The organism is Weissella sagaensis (genome assembly GCF_010306265.1).
Classification (GTDB): Bacteria; Bacillota; Bacilli; order Lactobacillales; family Lactobacillaceae; genus Weissella; species Weissella sagaensis.
In genome coordinates, this window is record NZ_BLKA01000001.1 from 40,648 (window position 1) to 57,061 (window position 16,414).

The following is a 16,414-nucleotide window of genomic DNA, read 5'->3' on the forward strand; positions in this document are numbered from 1 at the left end:
ACTTTTTTAAAATTAATTTTTAACAATACCAGCCTGTACCCACTTGTCAAACTGATCATCAGCAACTTTACTTTGCCCACCATGTTGTTGATTTTTATAATCATTCTTTTGACGTTGTGTCAAAGCATCCCAAGCTGCGCCGCCAATAGCATAGTGATCAGCATTGCGTAAGACATCCTTAATAGCGACACCATCAGATAGCTTAGCAGCATTTACAAGTTGTTCTTTATCCCACTTAGCAGCAACTGCATATTCCATACCATCTTCTAATTTAACCTGACGAGCAGTCGTAACGGATTGATTGCCATTCTTCACAGCTGCTTTAATCACCGCAATTGTCGCCTTAGCATAGGCTGCCATAAATTCATCAAGTGTTTTAGAGCCATCATCTTCAAAAACAACCGTCACTTTTTTATCTGCCTGTTTTACAGAAGCAATCTTTGGTGCATCAATTTGGCCCTGCAATAATGCTTTAATATCTAAAGCTTGTGTGGCCTTTGATGTGCTGGTTTCTTGCTGTTTACTTATTGTAGAATTAGCAGCTTTTTTATCAACTACTTTTTGAGTAGACATACTCGTTTTATCTGTTTTAGTAGCAGCCTGCTTATGACTTGATGAAGAAGCTGCAATGGCAGTCTCTTCAGACTGATGCGAAGAACTGTTAAAAACAATCGCAAAAATCGCAACTATTGCTGCAACTACCATAATTCCTATGATCATTGTAACTTGTCGTTTGTGCATTATGATTTACCTTTCTATTCCTTAAACCATAATATTCTATCACAAATAATGTTCGTTTTTTTGACACCGTGTCACAGTTAGATTAACAAATGCTACCGTTTTGTTAAATTAAAGGGCGTCTTTTGTAACATTAGTGTTTTTTACCAAATAATCGGGCAAAAAATCCGCGAATTCCGCCACGTTTACGACGATTTATGCGTGATTCCTCTGGCACTTGTTCATTCCTTATCGTCGTATTCGGTTCATCTGTCTTATCATTAACGTTAGTGTCGACTACTGATTGTGCCCCACTAGGTTGATCATTTGCTGAGCTTGTCGCATCAACTTTAATTGGTCCATTATTTATTTGAATGGTGTCTGTCGTTACAGCAGAATTGGTTCGCTGTGGCGCCTGTTTAACTTCCTCATTGCGTATATATTCAGCAATCATTTCATCTGTTAAGGCTGGCATAGCCAAAGTTTTTGACGTAACACCCAAACTAACAATTGTACGCCCCGTTTTACCGGTTTCATTACTTGTAGCATGCACTTCAATTTGACTCGGCACAATGTCATCTGGTAAGACTAGTTCAAATTCAAGATTTTCATCAACTGGTAATGAAATAACATGTTCATCACCAATGAAATGGACTGAAATGGAAACATCAGCTTGATTGACCTGTCCTTCTAATAGACGTTGACCATTTTGAGTTGAAATAACCGCAGTAATTACAGGTGCTGGTTGCTCAATAACCAATGATAGAGTTTCTTTACCGGTTTGCGTTGGTGATTGTGCCTCGATTGTCACGCTATCACCACTATTTGATGGCACCTTGGTTAGAAAACTCCCTGATTCATCAACGGTTACCGTTTCAAACTGTCCATTTGCATACTTCATGGTGATCACAACACCAGCTGTTGCCACGTGACCAATTACAGTTGTCCCCAAACTATTTGTTAATGTCGATGCTACCAAATTTAGTTTTGACTCACTCATATTGCGATCTCCATCCTTTAACTGTCGATATTAAGATAATTGTAACAGAAATTACAGACAACTTAAAATAATTGCTTACGTTCTAACAAAATTACGATTAATGGTTTTTCTCAATCAGCTAGCTGAGACGTTACCTATAAAGCCTATAAAAATAGCAAGCTGTCAATAAATCGACAACTTGCTACTTTTGCGGCTTAGATACTAATTTGTAATCACAGCCTTTTTATATTTAGACTAGTTTTAATTATGAACGAACAATTAAAGTATCAACCTTAGAAACGCGTGTAACATATTCTGTTACAGAACCAATCAATAGACGTTCAATTGCGTTCAATCCAGTTGCACCAATCATAATTAAGTCGCTACCGTACTTGCTTGGTGCTTGTTGTGCAATCACACTCTTTGGAGAACCATACTCGATTGCATATGCAACATTTTCTAAGCCAGCAGACTTAGCTTGTTCTAAATATGTTTCCAAAGTTTTCTTAGCTGTATTAGCGACTTGCTCAACCATAGTTGTTCTAAAATCAGTTACACTTTGGAATGAACGGGTATCAATAACATGTAGAATTTGTAACTTTGCATCTGGACCATTTTGAAGTGTCACCTTAATAGCACGTTCTAATGCTGCCTCAGCTTCTTTTGATCCATCAACAGGTACTAAAATATTCTTATAATTTACTTTTACATCAGCCATAACAGTTCCCCCTGTATATCCGACTATATTTGCAGTTTTACTACACCTTTATTATAACGTATTTCACACATTTTTTCACAGAAATGCATACGCGAATTTTAGAACAATATATATTATATTTATTTAAATAAAAGACGAACAACTACAACAGCCAATACGGTTGTCATTAAAGTACCTAAAATTACAAATAATCCACCTGGCAATGCAGCATCTTTTGTGATAAAAGTACTAACAACTAATAGTAGCGCATCAATACTAAATATCCAGCCAAACCAACGAGCAGGTTGTTTAGCCGCCTGCTCATTAATACCTAGAAAGCCTTTTTGATGTAAGAGTAAATAGATACCCAGGCCACCAATAATGATAGCAAATAATAAATACAAACTAAAAATCATAATTAAAGTCCTTTTCTCATATTGATTAAAAAAACCGTCCACCTCCGATAGTATTATCGAATATGGACGGCATTAATAACTATCAATTTGATAATTATTAATTATGGACACTTGCTTGGCGCCGTTAGTAAATTCAACTGAGTTGGCTCCGATTAAAGGTAAGTGGGTGAATTAGTCCGCTTTTACAACTACTGAGTGAAACAGCATGTTATAGCGGCATCCCGACATCCCCGAGCTAATTGGTTGTAAAGCAACTACAGAATGTAGAATTACGCGTACGCCCAAGGAATCCATCTATATTTTTATTATACTAATAAATCGATAAAATGAAAGACTTGACAAGCCATAATCGGTTCTCGTTATTTTTTTAACCCATTTTGTTGTGCCTGTCGTAATTTAGCATATTGTGCCTTATATGCTTGTTCAACCTTAGAATTTCCAGCTGGATTAAAATATGATGATCCACTTAACTTATCTGGCAGATACTGTTGTGGTACCCAATCTCCTGGATGGCCATGCGGATATACATAATCGACACCGTGTCCTAAATTTTTGGCACCAGCATAATGTGCATCTTTTAAATGGTCTGGGACATCACCAGTCCCTCCTTTTTGCACACGCGCAATCGCTTCATCAACTGCTGAAATTGCCGAATTTGATTTTGGTGATAGTGCTAATTCAATCACTGCATTCGCTAATGGAATACGTGCTTCGGGAAAGCCTAACTGCAATGCCGTTTGGACAGCCGTCACAGCTCTTTGGACAACAGCTGGATTAGCTAGACCAATATCTTCATACGCAATAACTTGTAAGCGACGAGCAATGATTGGTAAATCACCAGCTTCAATCAAACGTGCTAAATAGTGTAACGCCGCATCTGTATCACTACCGCGAATTGACTTTTGCAGAGCTGAAATCACATTATAGTGACCATCCCCATTCTTATCAGCAGTAATTGCCTTGCGCTGGACTGTTTCTTCAATAATAGCCAACGTAATATGAATATTACCATCATCATCTGGCTGCGTTGATCGAACTGCTAGTTCAAGGCCATTCAAAGCCGATCGTAAATCACCATTGGTCGCATATACAAGTTGTTTTTGTGCATCATTATCTAAAACAACTTTAAAATCACCCAAACCGCGCTCTTTATCTGTTAGTGCGTGATCAATAGCTAATTTCATATCATCTTCTGATAATGGCTTAACCTCAAAAATCTGTGTTCGAGAACGAATAGCTGGCAATATTGATAAATAAGGATTTTCAGTTGTTGCCCCAATCAAAATAATCTGGCCGCTTTCCAAATGTGGTAGCAAAAAATCTTGTTTTGTTTTATCTAAACGATGAATTTCATCTAATAGTAAAATAACAGTCCCAGACATTTTGGCTTCATCAGCGACCATCTGTAAATCTTTTTTACTATCAGTGGCTGCATTTAATATTCGAAAAGCATATTTAGTTGAACCAGCAATTGCACTAGCGATACTTGTCTTACCAGTGCCTGGTGGTCCATATAAAATCATAGATGATAGCATTTTAGCTGTTACCATCCGATTAATAATTTTACCGTCACCAACCAAATGCTGTTGACCAACTACTTCTCTAATCGAGCGTGGACGCATGCGATAAGCTAATGGTTGCTGCATTTCGCAAGACCTCCCTTCAGTCACTTAAAACAACTTTTTATACCATGGACTTTTTGTCTTTGATTCTGGCTGTGGTTCCTGTATTGATTGGTCTTGTTCGTTTGTTGTTACAACAATATCGACAATTTCTTGATGAACTGCCGTTTTAGCAGCCAACACAACCATAATATCTGACCGATCATAAACGTCGTCTGTTTTTAGTGTGAAACGCATTTTGTAATGTGATGCTAATTTCATAAATTTATCTAAAATAGCGCGATCTAAATGCCCATTTAAATATAGGGTTGCGTCTGGATATTTTGCCATCTGGCGCTCCCAAGCTTGCATATACCGGGGTTCACCAATATGTTCACGTGTCTGTATTGCGTATACACGTTCACGAAAATTTCCCAAATAATGATTTTGTTCATCGGGATTGACTTGGGGTGTCCCATATAGCCCTGCTTGGACATGTGGATCCATTGATTGTTTATCCATCAAAAAAACACTCCTTTTTAATAATTAGGTTAATTTTAACATAATCAAATCACAGCGACAATTTACCGGTAAGCAGTTAAACGTTATTAAAAAACACTCACGATTTTATCCCATCCTAACAGCTGGTTTCATCATAAGTGTTTTTATTTTTAGCCCATTAATAATGTATGCACACCGGCAATGATAACATAAACTAAATATATACCAAATAACCAATGTAATGTATTAAATAATTTTGGATAACGTCGTAATGCGGTATGACCTGCAAAATAAATAATTGTTGGCATCAACAAGACAACACCAAAAGCAAACACGCCCATTAACCAATTAGTGGAGATAATTGGCAATGTTAAGCTCATAGCTTGGCCTCCAGTTTTACATCAGGATATTTATTAGCAAACCAACGCTCAGCAAATTGGTTTTCAAACAAAAAGACAGGCTTTTCATGACGATCACGAACTAGTAAGTTACGTGATGATGCCATTCGAGGATCTAATTGTTCCGCATCAATCCAACGTGCAATCTTTGACCCCATTGGTTCTAACGTTACTTCGGTATTATATTCATTTTCCATTCTAAATTGGAAAACTTCAAACTGCAAAGCACCCACAGCACCGATAATATAATCACCAGAATCCCAAGCCGTATACATTTGAATTGTACCTTCTTGTACTAACTGGGTCACACCCTTATGGAATGACTTTTGCTTCAAAACATTCTTAGCATGTACGCGCATAAACAATTCTGGCGTAAATGTTGGTAACTCTTCAAAGGTTATTTCATGTTTACCAGCGTAAATTGTATCCCCAATTTGGAAGTTACCTGTATCGTAAATACCAATAATATCACCAGGATAAGCCTTCTCAACGTTCTCACGCGTATCAGCCATAAACTGGGTCACATTTGACAAACGAATTTTCTTTTTAGTACGTTGCAAAGTTACATCCATACCACGTTCAAACTCGCCCGACACAATCCGCAAAAAGGCAATTCGATCACGATGATTAGGATTCATATTGGCTTGAATTTTAAAGACAAACCCACTAAATTGTTCATCAGTTGGCTTAATTTTATCCCCTGCAACAGTATTTTTTGGTGCTGGTGCTGGTGCAAACTGCATGTACGTTTGCAAAAATGTTTCAATACCAAACCCCTGTAAAGCAGACCCAAAAAATACGGGTGTCAACTCACCGCGCATAACTGCTGATTCATCAAAAGTATTACCTGCATCTTGCAACATTTCAATTTCATCTCGGGTTTCATCCCATAGTGAATCTTCTTGAATAGGATTAGGTGCTATTAAATCAACACCTGCCTCATTAAGTGCTAAAAAGCGCTCTGTTGGATTAGTTGGCCGGTAAACTTCAACATTATTGTGATAACGATCAAATAAACCAGCTAAAATTTGACCCGATCCAATTGGCCAGTTCATTGGATAAGCATTGATACCAAGTGTACTTTCTAGTTCATCCACCAAATCCAATGGTTCGCGCCCATCACGATCTAACTTGTTAAAAAAAGTGAAAATTGGAATATGACGTTCACTAACAATTTCAAATAATTTTTTAGTTTGTGGCTCAATACCTTTAGCCGAATCAACAACCATGATAACTGAATCAACCGCCATCAAAGTACGATACGTATCTTCAGAAAAATCCTCGTGACCAGGAGTATCTAAAATATTGATTCGCTTATCATCAAAATCAAATTGTAATACTGATGATGTCACTGAAATACCACGTTTTTGTTCAATTTCCATCCAATCAGACTTTGCAAAATTACCTTTGCGCCCTTTAACGGTACCAGCCTCACGGACAACCCCACCAAGCTTTAATAGTTGCTCTGTAATTGTCGTTTTACCAGCATCCGGATGAGAAATAATAGCAAATGTACGCCGTGTTTGCGTTTCTTCTTGTAGTGAAGCCATAATTTATCGTCCTTTTATTTTATTTATTATTTTAATTCATTTAAAAAAACTTAACAATTTAGTATAACTAATATTATCAATTGTTTCAATAGAAGCAAGCGACGGTTTAATTCATCCCAATAACAAAAAAAGATTACTTATCCAGTAATCTTTTTTGCTTATTTTATGACGACTATTGCTGACTATTGCGACGTTTCATTTCTAAATACCGTCGATACCACAAGTCAATATAGGCATCGGAAAATGGTCCTTGTTGATTATCAATCCAATCAACAAGAATTTTGACATGTTCACGCACAATATAATCAATGTCTGCCGGATAACGCCAGTGCGCTTTATGGAGTTCATATTCGTCTGTATCCAACAAACGTTTCTCACCATTTGGAAAAACTTTCACATCCAAATCGTAATCAACATATTTTAGCGCTTCTTTGTCTAATACAAATGGTGATGCTAAATTACAATAATACGATACGCCATTATCTCTAATCATCGCAACAATATTAAACCAATACTTACGATGAAAATAGACAATAGCTGGTTCACGTGTTACCCAACGTCGACCATCATCTTCAGTAACTAACGTATGATCATTTAGCCCAATAATTGCATTTTCGCTCGTTTTGAGCACCATTGTATCACGCCAAGTCCGATGTAAACTGCCATCATGCTTGTAGCTCTTAATCGTTACAAAGTCGCCCTCACGAGGTAATCGACTATCTTTCATTATCTTGAGCTTTCCGTATTTTCTACCAAAATTTTTTTCTACTTCATTGTATCACGCAAATCGGTAAAAAACACGACCAACTTAATGATGTTGTCGTAACCATTTATCAACTAAATTCAAATCATAACCCTTTCGATATAACATTGCTTTAACTTTTTGCTTAAATTCCCACCCCGTATAATCTGCATACCGATTGGCTGCAATGGTGGCATCACGATCTAAATTATCCCATTCTAACATTTCATCAGGTGTCTCATTTGAACGATAATTTTGAATGGCTTGCTTAATTAAATTTAAATCAAATCCTTGTTGTAACAATTTTTGTTGCGTTTTTTGCTCAGCCATAAACTTAGAATAACGGCTATTTTTTTCTAATAAATTGGCTACTCGCACTGTTAAAGCAGCAACTTGATCATCTACATCGTAGGCAACTAGCGCATCTTCAATGACAAATTTATCAATACCAGCTTGCTGTAACTTAAATTGCACCCCTCTTGGTCCTAACTTACCAGCAGATATCGCCTGATCAACATAAGTTTGTGCATATAATTCATCATTAATCACATGATCATCGGTTAAACGTTGTACAACTTCTTGAATCACATGCGCTGCATAACCACGTTCACTTAATTTTTGACTAACTTGCTGACTAGTACGCATTTGACCAGTTGCGTAAACTAAAGCTTGCGTATAGGCTTTTTGCTTAAATTCAGCTGCCTTAATTGTTTCAATGTCTGCATCCTCTAAATTAGCACCTTTGAATAAGTTGTATGTAATTAATACTTTTTCATCAACAGCAAATGCATAGTCGTCATCTAAATAAATATTATAACGACCAGCACGCCGTTGCTGTGTTACTTTCGTTACTGTTGGCATGACTTCCTCCATTCATTCTTTATTTTAACTGAAATAACAAAAAACAGCGAACCGCAATAATGCAGTACGCTGTTAATTAAAAATTTTAAATAAATGAAGACGTTCCAGGATTTAATTCAACAATCTTACCTGTACGCTTATAGATAATCCATTCTGCAATATCCGTTACATAATCTGACGTACGCTTTAGATAACCGGCGACTACTAAGTAATCAGTCGCTGCTGCCACTTGTTCAGGATCAGCTTTCATTGCTTCAATTGACATCTCACGAATATCACGTGTTACATCTGAAATGCCTGCTGCTACTTCTGAAATTGTCTCAGCAGCAATCGCATCATCATTAACATAATAATCCAGCACTTGTGATACCATTTTAGCAACGTTTGAACCAGTCTCACCAATTGTTTTTTCGATGGCAGCAACTCGCTTACTTCCTTTAACATGAATAGTTGAAATTGCGATATTACGCGCATTATCACCAATTCTTTCTAGGACTGAAACTGCTTTTAAAACTGTCATAATTTCGCGCAAATCAGTTGTGACTGGTTGATACAAGGCAATCATTTCAAAACTTTTCTTTTCAATTGCAATTTCACGTTGATTAATGGCATTATCACGATCAATAATTTCTTGAGCAAGTGTACGATTATGATCTAAAAATGCTTGTACTGCCTCATCCAAAGTTTCCGATACCAATAATCCCATTTCTTTAAAGGATGTATCCAAATCTGATAATTCATCATCAAAATATTGTCGCATTTCAATATTTCCTTTCTATTACTTTATCTTATCCTAAACTAAGTGCTAACCAAAACGTCCAGAGATATAATCTTGGGTCTCTTGTTTGTTTGGATCCAAAAATACTTTTTTCGTATTATCGAATTCAACCAAATTACCATCCATAAAAAAGGCCGTTTTATCTGAAATACGTGATGCTTGTGCCATTGAATGGGTGACGATAATCATCGTCAGCTGATTTCGTAGTTGCATCATCGTATCTTCTACCTTACTTGCTGACATCGGATCTAAGGCAGCAGTTGGCTCATCTAATAACATAATTTCAGGACCTGTTGCCAACGCACGCGCAATTGACACACGTTGTTGTTGACCCCCTGACAATGACAAAGCTGATTTGTGTAAAGTATCTTTTACTTCATCCCAAATAGCTGCTTGCTTTAAAGATTTTTCAACAGTCTCGTCCAAAAAGCCCTTATCTTTATGACCCGCTGTTCTTAACCCGAAAGCAACGTTATCATAAATCGAAAACGGAAACGGATTAGGCTGTTGAAACACCATACCGATTTTTTGTCGCAAATTAACCGTATCAGTATTTGGTGCATAAATATCTTGACCATTGAACATGAAAGTGCCATTAACTGTCACGTTATCTGCTAAGTCATGCATGCGATTGAGTGCTCGCAGGTATGTTGACTTTCCTGATCCTGAAGGGCCAATCAAAGCAGTAATATCATTCTTTTTAAATGAAAGATCAATACCATGTAGGGCTTCCTTTTTACCGTAGTAAAGATGAACATTTTCTGTTACTAAAATTTTATCTGTCATCTGATAATCCCCTTTAGCCGAAGTTTCCATTCACGTAATCAATCGTTAATTGTACCTTTGGTCGTGTGAATATCTTTCTTGTTAAGTCATATTCGATTACTTCACCCGCATGGAAAAAAGCGGTGTAATCTGAGATACGACTTGCTTGTTGCATATTATGCGTCACAATAATGATTGTATAATGCTTTTTTAATTCCATCAAAGTATCTTCAATCTTAGATGATGAAATTGGATCTAAAGCTGAGGCTGGCTCATCTAATAACAAAATATCTGGCTTCATGGCAATTGCACGTGCAATGACTAATCGTTGTTGTTGCCCACCTGACAATGACAAAGCTGACTTTTTCAAGTCATCCTTCACTTCATCCCACAACGCTGCTTGCTTCAACGAAGTTTCTACAATTTCAGCTAATTTTTTCTTATCATGCATACCATGTTGTTTTAACGCAAAGGTTATATTATCACTAATCGACTTCGCAAATGGATTAGGACGTTGAAACACCATACCAATATGTTTCCGCATTTCATAAACATCAATATCATGAGAATTAATATCCAGACCACGATACATAATTTGGCCACCAACTGTTGCCACATCATCATTCATACGATTTAACGAACGTAAAAATGTCGATTTACCAGAACCAGATGCACCAATTAGTGATGTTATTTTAAAACGTTCAAATGATAAATCTGCATTTTGTAATGCCACATTGTTACCGTATGCTACTTGTAGTTCTTTGGTAGACAAGGCAATTTCATGCTTCTCTTTATCCATTTGATAAATATGACGATCAGGTTGTGAACCCGTTAAATTTAAAGTTCCTTGTAAATTAGCCGTCATCACGACCCTCCTCTATTCTATTTTGTTGCTGTAAGATGCTTATACAAAACGCTACTCAAGAAACGAGCTAAGAAATTAAACAACAAAACAGCGATAATTAAGACTGCCGAAGCACCGGCTGAAACGGCGGCTGCATCAGGCATAATACCTTCTGAATTAACTTTCCAAATATGCACAGCCAAAGTTTCAGCAGGACGCATAATATTTAATGGACTAGCTGTATTGAACGGATTCCAGTCACCAAAGTCCAATGCTGGTGCTGATTGACCAGCTGTATAAATCAAAGCTGCTGCTTCACCAAAGACACGCCCTGCTGACAACACAACCCCAGTTACAATTGAAGGCACAGCGGCTGGCAAGATAATATGGCCAACTGTTTCCCAACGTGACAACCCTAAAGCAGCACCCGCTTCACGTTGTAGATTTGGAATACTACGTAGTGAATCCTCAACGGAACGTGTCAACAATGGCAAGTTAAAGAACGTTAGCGCAATTGCTCCTGAAAGAATAGAAAAACCTAATTTAAATTGAACAACAAACAATAAGAAGCCAAACAACCCAACAACAACTGAAGGTAATGATGACAAAATTTCAATTGCCGTACGTGTTAGCCGAACAAATTGGTTTTTCTGGTTAGCATACTCATGTAAGTAAATACCTGCTCCCAATGCGATGGGAAACGAAATAATCATCGTAATAATTAATAGGTAAAAGGAATTAAATAATTGGACACCAATACCACCACCTGCTGTAAATGCTGATGAAGGAGATGTTAAAAAGTGCCATGATAAGTGTGGCACACCTTGAACTAAAATATACCCCACTAAGGCAGCTAATACTAATATGACAAACCCAGCAATGGTATACAACATAACGCTTGCTAGCTTATCACTTTGTTTTGGGTTTAACATCTTAAATCGCTCCCTTCTTTGCAATTGCTCTAATAATGATATTAAAGACAAGTGACATCAACAATAAGATCAAAGCCAAACTCCATAGAACATTGTTTTCTAATGAGCCCATAACGGTATTACCAATACCTTGTGTCAAAATCGATGTCAATGTTGATGCCGGTGAAGTTAAGTCTTTTGGCATTAATGAGGCATTTCCAATTACCATTTGTACAGCCAAGGCTTCTCCGAATGCACGTGCCATACCAAAGACGACAGCCGTTAGAATACCAGGTGTCGCTGACCGTAAGATGACCTTATAAATTGTCTGCCATCTTGTTGCACCTAAGGCCAAAGCTGATTCGCGATAATGACGTGGTACTGATTTCAATGTATCAACAGTCATTGATGTCACTGTTGGTAAAATCATAACGAATAGCACCATTGCACCTGCTAAAATACCAAATCCAGAGCCACCGAATAAATAACGTAGTGTTGGCACAATTACAGACAAACCAATAAATCCATAAACAACCGATGGAATACCAACTAACAATTCTGTAACTGGGCCTAATATTTTAGCACCACGTTTTGGGGAAATTTCAGTCATAAAGACTGCTGTTCCAATCGCAAATGGTGTTGCAATCAAAGCAGCTAATAATGTGACCAAAAATGAGCCTGTAATCATTGGTAGCGCACCGGTTAATGGTGTACCATTTGCATCCGTTTGACCCGGCGCCCAATTTTTACCTGACAGAAAATCCCAAAGGTTAACTTTGTTACTAAAAAATGTTGCCAGTCCTTTTGAAGCGACAAACCAGAAAATTGAAACAACAACCAAAACTATCAACAATAATGCTGAAAAAGTAATCACACGGCCAAATTGATCTTTTTTGCTTGCCTTTGATTTTTTTAATAGTGATTCACGAATTAAATCCATGGCCTAAACTCCTTAGTTTGTTTTACTTAAATTACCTGCTTCATCACGTTCAACACGCATATCATGAATTGATATATACCCTAATTGAGGGACCAGTGTTTGCTGAATACGCTTTGAATCGATATATGACAAGAATTCTTTTACTTTGCCGGTTGGTTGACCATTCGTATAAATATGTTCATACGACCAAATTGGCCAGTTACCATTAATAACGTTCTGGTTAGTTGCTTTGACACCATCAAGCGTGGCTGCTACCACTGAATCATCTAAGTAAGCAAACGATGCATATGATATTGCTCCTGGTGTGCTACTAACAATTGACCGCACCATTCCTGAAGAATCTTGTTCTTGTGCTGATGCAGATTGTGCACCACGCAATCCCCATTTTTCAAAAGTTGCACGAGTTCCTGAACCAGCAGCACGATTAACCAAAACAATTGGCATATCAGTGCCACCCACTTCACGCCAGTTCGTAATCTTTTTCGTAAAGATATCAATTAACTGGTTTTGTGTTAACTGTTTGACATGAGCTTGTTTATTAATCATTGGTGCAATACCAACAACACTCACACGATGGTCAACTAATTTTTTAGGGTTGATGCCCTCTTTTTCACCAGCAAACATGTCTGAATTACCTAAATCAACTGCGCCCGTTTGTACCTGTGCTAGTCCTGTACCAGTACCACCACCTTGAACATTGACATGAACGCCTAAATTATTGTTAGCAAATTCTTCTCCTGCTGCTTCAACAAGTGGCTGCAATGCTGTTGACCCGACTGCAGTGATGTTAACATCACTATTTTTTTGTCGTGTTGTGTAACCAAACGTTAACAGGCCGCCAGCAATAAGGATAATCACTGCGCTTATTAACCAATTGCGTTTCATTCGTGAACGCCTCCTAAATTTCTTTTCAATTACTATTGTTTTATTATGCCTAATGTTTGTAAATGTGAAACCTTTTTTATGTAAATTTTTTCTTTACATTAATAATTTTGCCAAATAATCGTCCAACATTGCCGTTGACAAATCATCTTTCTTCCTTGACTAACAACCTTTAATGGTTTACTTGGTTGCACTGACATCCCCGCATTATTTAACCTAATTTTTACTGATTGGTCTATTAAGAAAATGGTTAATCGCCGTTGTCCGGTAAGTGGCAATTGTGGTTGCGTCATAATTAATAATTGCTGTGCAACTATTTTGCCCCCAATCAACCAAGTTAATAAACCCGTTAACACTGTACGCCAATCACACTGCCATGTTAAACAACTAAAATCTCCCGTTATTGATAATGGATCTGCCCACATTAATGTTTGGATACTTAGTAATGATTGCTCTAAATATATTTGGTACATTAAACGATGATAAACATGTTCCCAAAGATAATTATCTTCCCAAGTTAAATCAAAGCGTTGCCAAAAATCCTGCCACTTTTCTTTTTGCTTTTGAAACAACACCTTGAAATCTTGTGTTTCTAACCATAGTTTATCATATGCTTTATATTCTATATGATTATTTATCTCTCTTTTTTTTCCGTTGCTAGCTAAGTTAATCCCATTAGGCACAATCGCCGTCAACGTGGTCGTCTCTTGCGCTTCAAACACCATGCGATAACCCAACCACTGCTTAGTTTCAGTAGCCCGTAATTCAATTATCAACAGCTGACTTGTGGGCGACCAGACAAATTTTCTGACGCGACACCCTAAGCGATACATTTCTATACTGGTCCAAAACAACATTGTTCGCATTTCAAGCAGTTGATTTGCTGTTAATAATTGCACCATCGTCACTGGTATTTGTACCGGTTGCCTATAAACACTACGTTCACACCATTTAGCCACTTGATTAATCGTGACGTTTTTTGGACAACCATCAAATTGTAACTTAATCATCCAATTTTTTGACCAGTCGTATACCCAAAATTGCGTTAATAAATACCATGTTATGTTAGCCTGATTACTAAAACCCTCATCACTAATTTTTATGGTACCACCTGTAACGACTTGTTTTATTTGTTCAAATAGTTTTTGATATATTTGTTCATCTGTCCGATCAGTCCAACACCCCAAATTAACACGATTAGCAAGAATGTGTGTTGCGTTTAAGTGTAGGGTTAATGCTTTCATTCCTTCATCCTCTATATCATTTACTTAATTTTGATTATATAAAGGATGAATATAAAATAAAACGCCAGACACAGCTAATTTTTTACTAACCATCCTGACGATTCGTCTTTTATTATTACACAATTTTCCAGTCATCCAAGGAATCTACCCAATGTGTTGGCTGTTTACTTTCTTTTGCCACCACCGCTTTTTTTGAAACCCCAGAATACACTAGTAACGTATCAATATCTGCATGTAAACCGGCTTTAATATCGGTATTATAATTATCGCCAACCATTAATGCTTGATCATGATTAAGGTGCAATTTTTCTAGTGCGCCCTTCATAATAATATCTTCTGGTTTACCAATAATAACTGGCGCTGGTTCAACAGCTGTTGCCAAAAATGCCACTACAGAGCCAGCACCTGGTACCATACCACGTTCGGTTGGTAAATTAGTGTCCGGATTTGTTGCAACAAATCTAGCACCCTGTTGAATGGCTAATGTCCCTTGTAAAATTTTTTCATATGTGACATCCCGATCCAAACCAATCGCCACCGCATCTGCAGGCGCCTTAGTTACGAGTTCAAAACCTTTATCTAACAGAGCTGCTTTTAGGCCGTCTTCACCAATCATTAAAACGCGGTGAACATCATCAAACTTAGCTAAATAATCTGCTAGTGCCATTCCTGACGTGTACACTTGATTTGCAGTAGTTGGAATTTGATGGTTTTGCGTCAAATTTTGAGCAACTGCTTCTGGCGTTTTAGTAGAATTATTTGTCACAAACAAATATTCCACTTGCTTATCAATCAATCGTTGCACAAAGCGTTGTCCACTCGGCATTTTCTTTGTACCTTTGTAAATAGTACCATCCAAATCGATTAAGTAACCGTCATAACGTTTTGTCATGATTCCTCCTTATTCTTTCTCTGCATTCTTTGATCGCTCACGAACTTGAAAGTGTCGGTGTTTTTTTGATCCAGACGTAGCAACAGAATTTGAACGCTTACCAACATGTTTTGCTGGTTGATTAGCCGTATTCACCTTTTCTTTAATAACAGGCGTTTTTTTACGCTTTTTATTATCACGATGATTTTGTGATTTATTATTCTTGTTATTAGTTTTACTATTAGGCTGTTTAGCCTTATTAGCCCCATTTTTATGCTGACGTCGCCGTCTTTTCGGCTTTGAAACATCCTTTTCTTCAACTTCGACAACCTCATGAGGTGCTAAATTTTCTAACACAAAAAATGGTGCACCAAAATTAGCTTGCTCATACAAAAAATCTTGGAGTGCCGCAATTTGTTGACTTCGGGCAATCCCTTTTGTCCCATCTTTATAAAAGCCTTGTAATCGCAACTGATCAGCAGCAATATCACCAACTAAATAGTCATATTTTTCTAAAAAATCACTAAAGCGGGCGGCCAATTTTTGTTGATCATATGCTTCGCGATAATTTTTGACTAAACGATATGGTCGATCATTGATAAAAATATCTGTTGCTGTTTCTCCTGTTGTAATAGCTGTACTAGCTTGACGCTCAATAAATTGGGCATCAGCTAATTCTTTCATTCGTTCTCGATTCATTAATTTTTTCTCTCTATC

The 16,414-nt window shown here is 37.3% G+C and carries 19 protein-coding genes; all 19 read right to left on the minus strand.

What is annotated here, in order from left to right:
- Positions 1-12 precede the first annotated feature (12 nt).
- On the minus strand, positions 13-741 hold the full coding sequence (locus G7Y65_RS00200) for a hypothetical protein (protein WP_042491607.1): 729 nt from the start codon (positions 739-741) through the stop codon (positions 13-15).
- Positions 742-871: 130 nt separating this feature from the next.
- Positions 872-1,717 (minus strand): hypothetical protein, encoded by an 846-nt coding sequence (locus tag G7Y65_RS00205; protein WP_165314465.1) that lies wholly within the window; start codon positions 1,715-1,717, stop codon positions 872-874.
- A 244-nt stretch (positions 1,718-1,961) separates the two neighbouring features.
- Complete coding sequence (locus tag G7Y65_RS00210; protein ID WP_042491610.1) at positions 1,962-2,414, minus strand: universal stress protein; 453 nt, start codon at positions 2,412-2,414, stop codon at positions 1,962-1,964.
- 119 nt (positions 2,415-2,533) lie between these two features.
- Positions 2,534-2,809: a hypothetical protein gene (locus tag G7Y65_RS00215; RefSeq protein WP_042491611.1), complete on the minus strand. Its 276-nt coding sequence runs from the start codon at positions 2,807-2,809 to the stop codon at positions 2,534-2,536.
- Between the two features lie 359 nt (positions 2,810-3,168).
- Complete coding sequence (locus G7Y65_RS00220; protein ID WP_042491613.1) at positions 3,169-4,455, minus strand: replication-associated recombination protein A; 1,287 nt, start codon at positions 4,453-4,455, stop codon at positions 3,169-3,171.
- A gap of 24 nt (positions 4,456-4,479) precedes the next feature.
- Positions 4,480-4,932 (minus strand): YueI family protein, encoded by a 453-nt coding sequence (locus G7Y65_RS00225; protein ID WP_042491614.1) that lies wholly within the window; start codon positions 4,930-4,932, stop codon positions 4,480-4,482.
- Between the two features lie 149 nt (positions 4,933-5,081).
- Positions 5,082-5,291 carry a hypothetical protein gene (locus tag G7Y65_RS00230; protein ID WP_165314466.1) on the minus strand — a complete coding sequence of 70 codons (210 nt, stop codon included), beginning with the start codon at positions 5,289-5,291 and terminating at the stop codon, positions 5,082-5,084.
- Entirely contained in the window at positions 5,288-6,859 is a 1,572-nt protein-coding gene (locus tag G7Y65_RS00235; protein ID WP_042491617.1) for a peptide chain release factor 3, read from the minus strand. The genes G7Y65_RS00230 and G7Y65_RS00235 overlap by 4 nt, the downstream gene beginning before the upstream one ends.
- A gap of 172 nt (positions 6,860-7,031) precedes the next feature.
- Positions 7,032-7,586, minus strand: coding sequence for a nucleoside tri-diphosphate phosphatase (gene ntdP, locus G7Y65_RS00240; protein ID WP_165314467.1), 555 nt, complete (start codon positions 7,584-7,586; stop codon positions 7,032-7,034).
- Positions 7,587-7,667: 81 nt separating this feature from the next.
- The gene (locus tag G7Y65_RS00245; RefSeq protein WP_042491620.1) at positions 7,668-8,462 is read right to left on the minus strand and encodes a RecX family transcriptional regulator; all 795 of its coding nucleotides are present in this window, start codon (positions 8,460-8,462) and stop codon (positions 7,668-7,670) included.
- An 85-nt stretch (positions 8,463-8,547) separates the two neighbouring features.
- Entirely contained in the window at positions 8,548-9,222 is a 675-nt protein-coding gene (gene phoU, locus G7Y65_RS00250) for a phosphate signaling complex protein PhoU (protein ID WP_042491621.1), read from the minus strand.
- Between the two features lie 45 nt (positions 9,223-9,267).
- Positions 9,268-10,026, minus strand: coding sequence for a phosphate ABC transporter ATP-binding protein PstB (gene pstB / locus G7Y65_RS00255; protein ID WP_042491622.1), 759 nt, complete (start codon positions 10,024-10,026; stop codon positions 9,268-9,270).
- A 13-nt stretch (positions 10,027-10,039) separates the two neighbouring features.
- Positions 10,040-10,870, minus strand: a complete 831-nt coding sequence (gene pstB / locus G7Y65_RS00260) for a phosphate ABC transporter ATP-binding protein PstB (protein WP_042491624.1) — start codon at positions 10,868-10,870, stop codon at positions 10,040-10,042.
- Between the two features lie 17 nt (positions 10,871-10,887).
- Positions 10,888-11,781, minus strand: coding sequence for a phosphate ABC transporter permease PstA (pstA, locus tag G7Y65_RS00265; RefSeq protein ID WP_042491625.1), 894 nt, complete (start codon positions 11,779-11,781; stop codon positions 10,888-10,890).
- 1 nt (position 11,782) lies between these two features.
- Positions 11,783-12,700: a phosphate ABC transporter permease subunit PstC gene (pstC, locus tag G7Y65_RS00270; RefSeq protein WP_042491626.1), complete on the minus strand. Its 918-nt coding sequence runs from the start codon at positions 12,698-12,700 to the stop codon at positions 11,783-11,785.
- 12 nt (positions 12,701-12,712) lie between these two features.
- The gene (locus tag G7Y65_RS00275; RefSeq protein WP_042491627.1) at positions 12,713-13,585 is read right to left on the minus strand and encodes a phosphate ABC transporter substrate-binding protein PstS family protein; all 873 of its coding nucleotides are present in this window, start codon (positions 13,583-13,585) and stop codon (positions 12,713-12,715) included.
- Between the two features lie 98 nt (positions 13,586-13,683).
- Complete coding sequence (locus tag G7Y65_RS00280) at positions 13,684-14,826, minus strand: hypothetical protein (protein WP_042491629.1); 1,143 nt, start codon at positions 14,824-14,826, stop codon at positions 13,684-13,686.
- Between the two features lie 115 nt (positions 14,827-14,941).
- On the minus strand, positions 14,942-15,718 hold the full coding sequence (locus G7Y65_RS00285; RefSeq protein ID WP_042491630.1) for a TIGR01457 family HAD-type hydrolase: 777 nt from the start codon (positions 15,716-15,718) through the stop codon (positions 14,942-14,944).
- Between the two features lie 9 nt (positions 15,719-15,727).
- Positions 15,728-16,396, minus strand: a complete 669-nt coding sequence (locus tag G7Y65_RS00290; protein WP_042491632.1) for a YutD family protein — start codon at positions 16,394-16,396, stop codon at positions 15,728-15,730.
- Positions 16,397-16,414 lie beyond the last annotated feature (18 nt).

Coding starts and splice junctions, on each gene's coding strand:
- G7Y65_RS00215 (WP_042491611.1), bottom strand. CDS start 2,809: ATGATTTTTAGTTTGTATTTATTATTTGCTATCATTATTGGTGGCCTG.
- G7Y65_RS00225 (WP_042491614.1), bottom strand. CDS start 4,932: ATGGATAAACAATCAATGGATCCACATGTCCAAGCAGGGCTATATGGG.
- G7Y65_RS00275 (WP_042491627.1), bottom strand. CDS start 13,585: ATGAAACGCAATTGGTTAATAAGCGCAGTGATTATCCTTATTGCTGGC.
- G7Y65_RS00280 (WP_042491629.1), bottom strand. CDS start 14,826: ATGAAAGCATTAACCCTACACTTAAACGCAACACACATTCTTGCTAAT.
- pstA (WP_042491625.1), bottom strand. CDS start 11,781: ATGTTAAACCCAAAACAAAGTGATAAGCTAGCAAGCGTTATGTTGTAT.
- pstB (WP_042491622.1), bottom strand. CDS start 10,026: ATGACAGATAAAATTTTAGTAACAGAAAATGTTCATCTTTACTACGGT.
- G7Y65_RS00245 (WP_042491620.1), bottom strand. CDS start 8,462: ATGCCAACAGTAACGAAAGTAACACAGCAACGGCGTGCTGGTCGTTAT.
- G7Y65_RS00290 (WP_042491632.1), bottom strand. CDS start 16,396: ATGAATCGAGAACGAATGAAAGAATTAGCTGATGCCCAATTTATTGAG.
- G7Y65_RS00230 (WP_165314466.1), bottom strand. CDS start 5,291: ATGAGCTTAACATTGCCAATTATCTCCACTAATTGGTTAATGGGCGTG.
- G7Y65_RS00210 (WP_042491610.1), bottom strand. CDS start 2,414: ATGGCTGATGTAAAAGTAAATTATAAGAATATTTTAGTACCTGTTGAT.
- G7Y65_RS00220 (WP_042491613.1), bottom strand. CDS start 4,455: ATGCAGCAACCATTAGCTTATCGCATGCGTCCACGCTCGATTAGAGAA.
- G7Y65_RS00205 (WP_165314465.1), bottom strand. CDS start 1,717: ATGAGTGAGTCAAAACTAAATTTGGTAGCATCGACATTAACAAATAGT.
- pstB (WP_042491624.1), bottom strand. CDS start 10,870: ATGACGGCTAATTTACAAGGAACTTTAAATTTAACGGGTTCACAACCT.
- G7Y65_RS00235 (WP_042491617.1), bottom strand. CDS start 6,859: ATGGCTTCACTACAAGAAGAAACGCAAACACGGCGTACATTTGCTATT.
- pstC (WP_042491626.1), bottom strand. CDS start 12,700: ATGGATTTAATTCGTGAATCACTATTAAAAAAATCAAAGGCAAGCAAA.
- G7Y65_RS00200 (WP_042491607.1), bottom strand. CDS start 741: ATGCACAAACGACAAGTTACAATGATCATAGGAATTATGGTAGTTGCA.
- phoU (WP_042491621.1), bottom strand. CDS start 9,222: ATGCGACAATATTTTGATGATGAATTATCAGATTTGGATACATCCTTT.
- G7Y65_RS00285 (WP_042491630.1), bottom strand. CDS start 15,718: ATGACAAAACGTTATGACGGTTACTTAATCGATTTGGATGGTACTATT.
- ntdP (WP_165314467.1), bottom strand. CDS start 7,586: ATGAAAGATAGTCGATTACCTCGTGAGGGCGACTTTGTAACGATTAAG.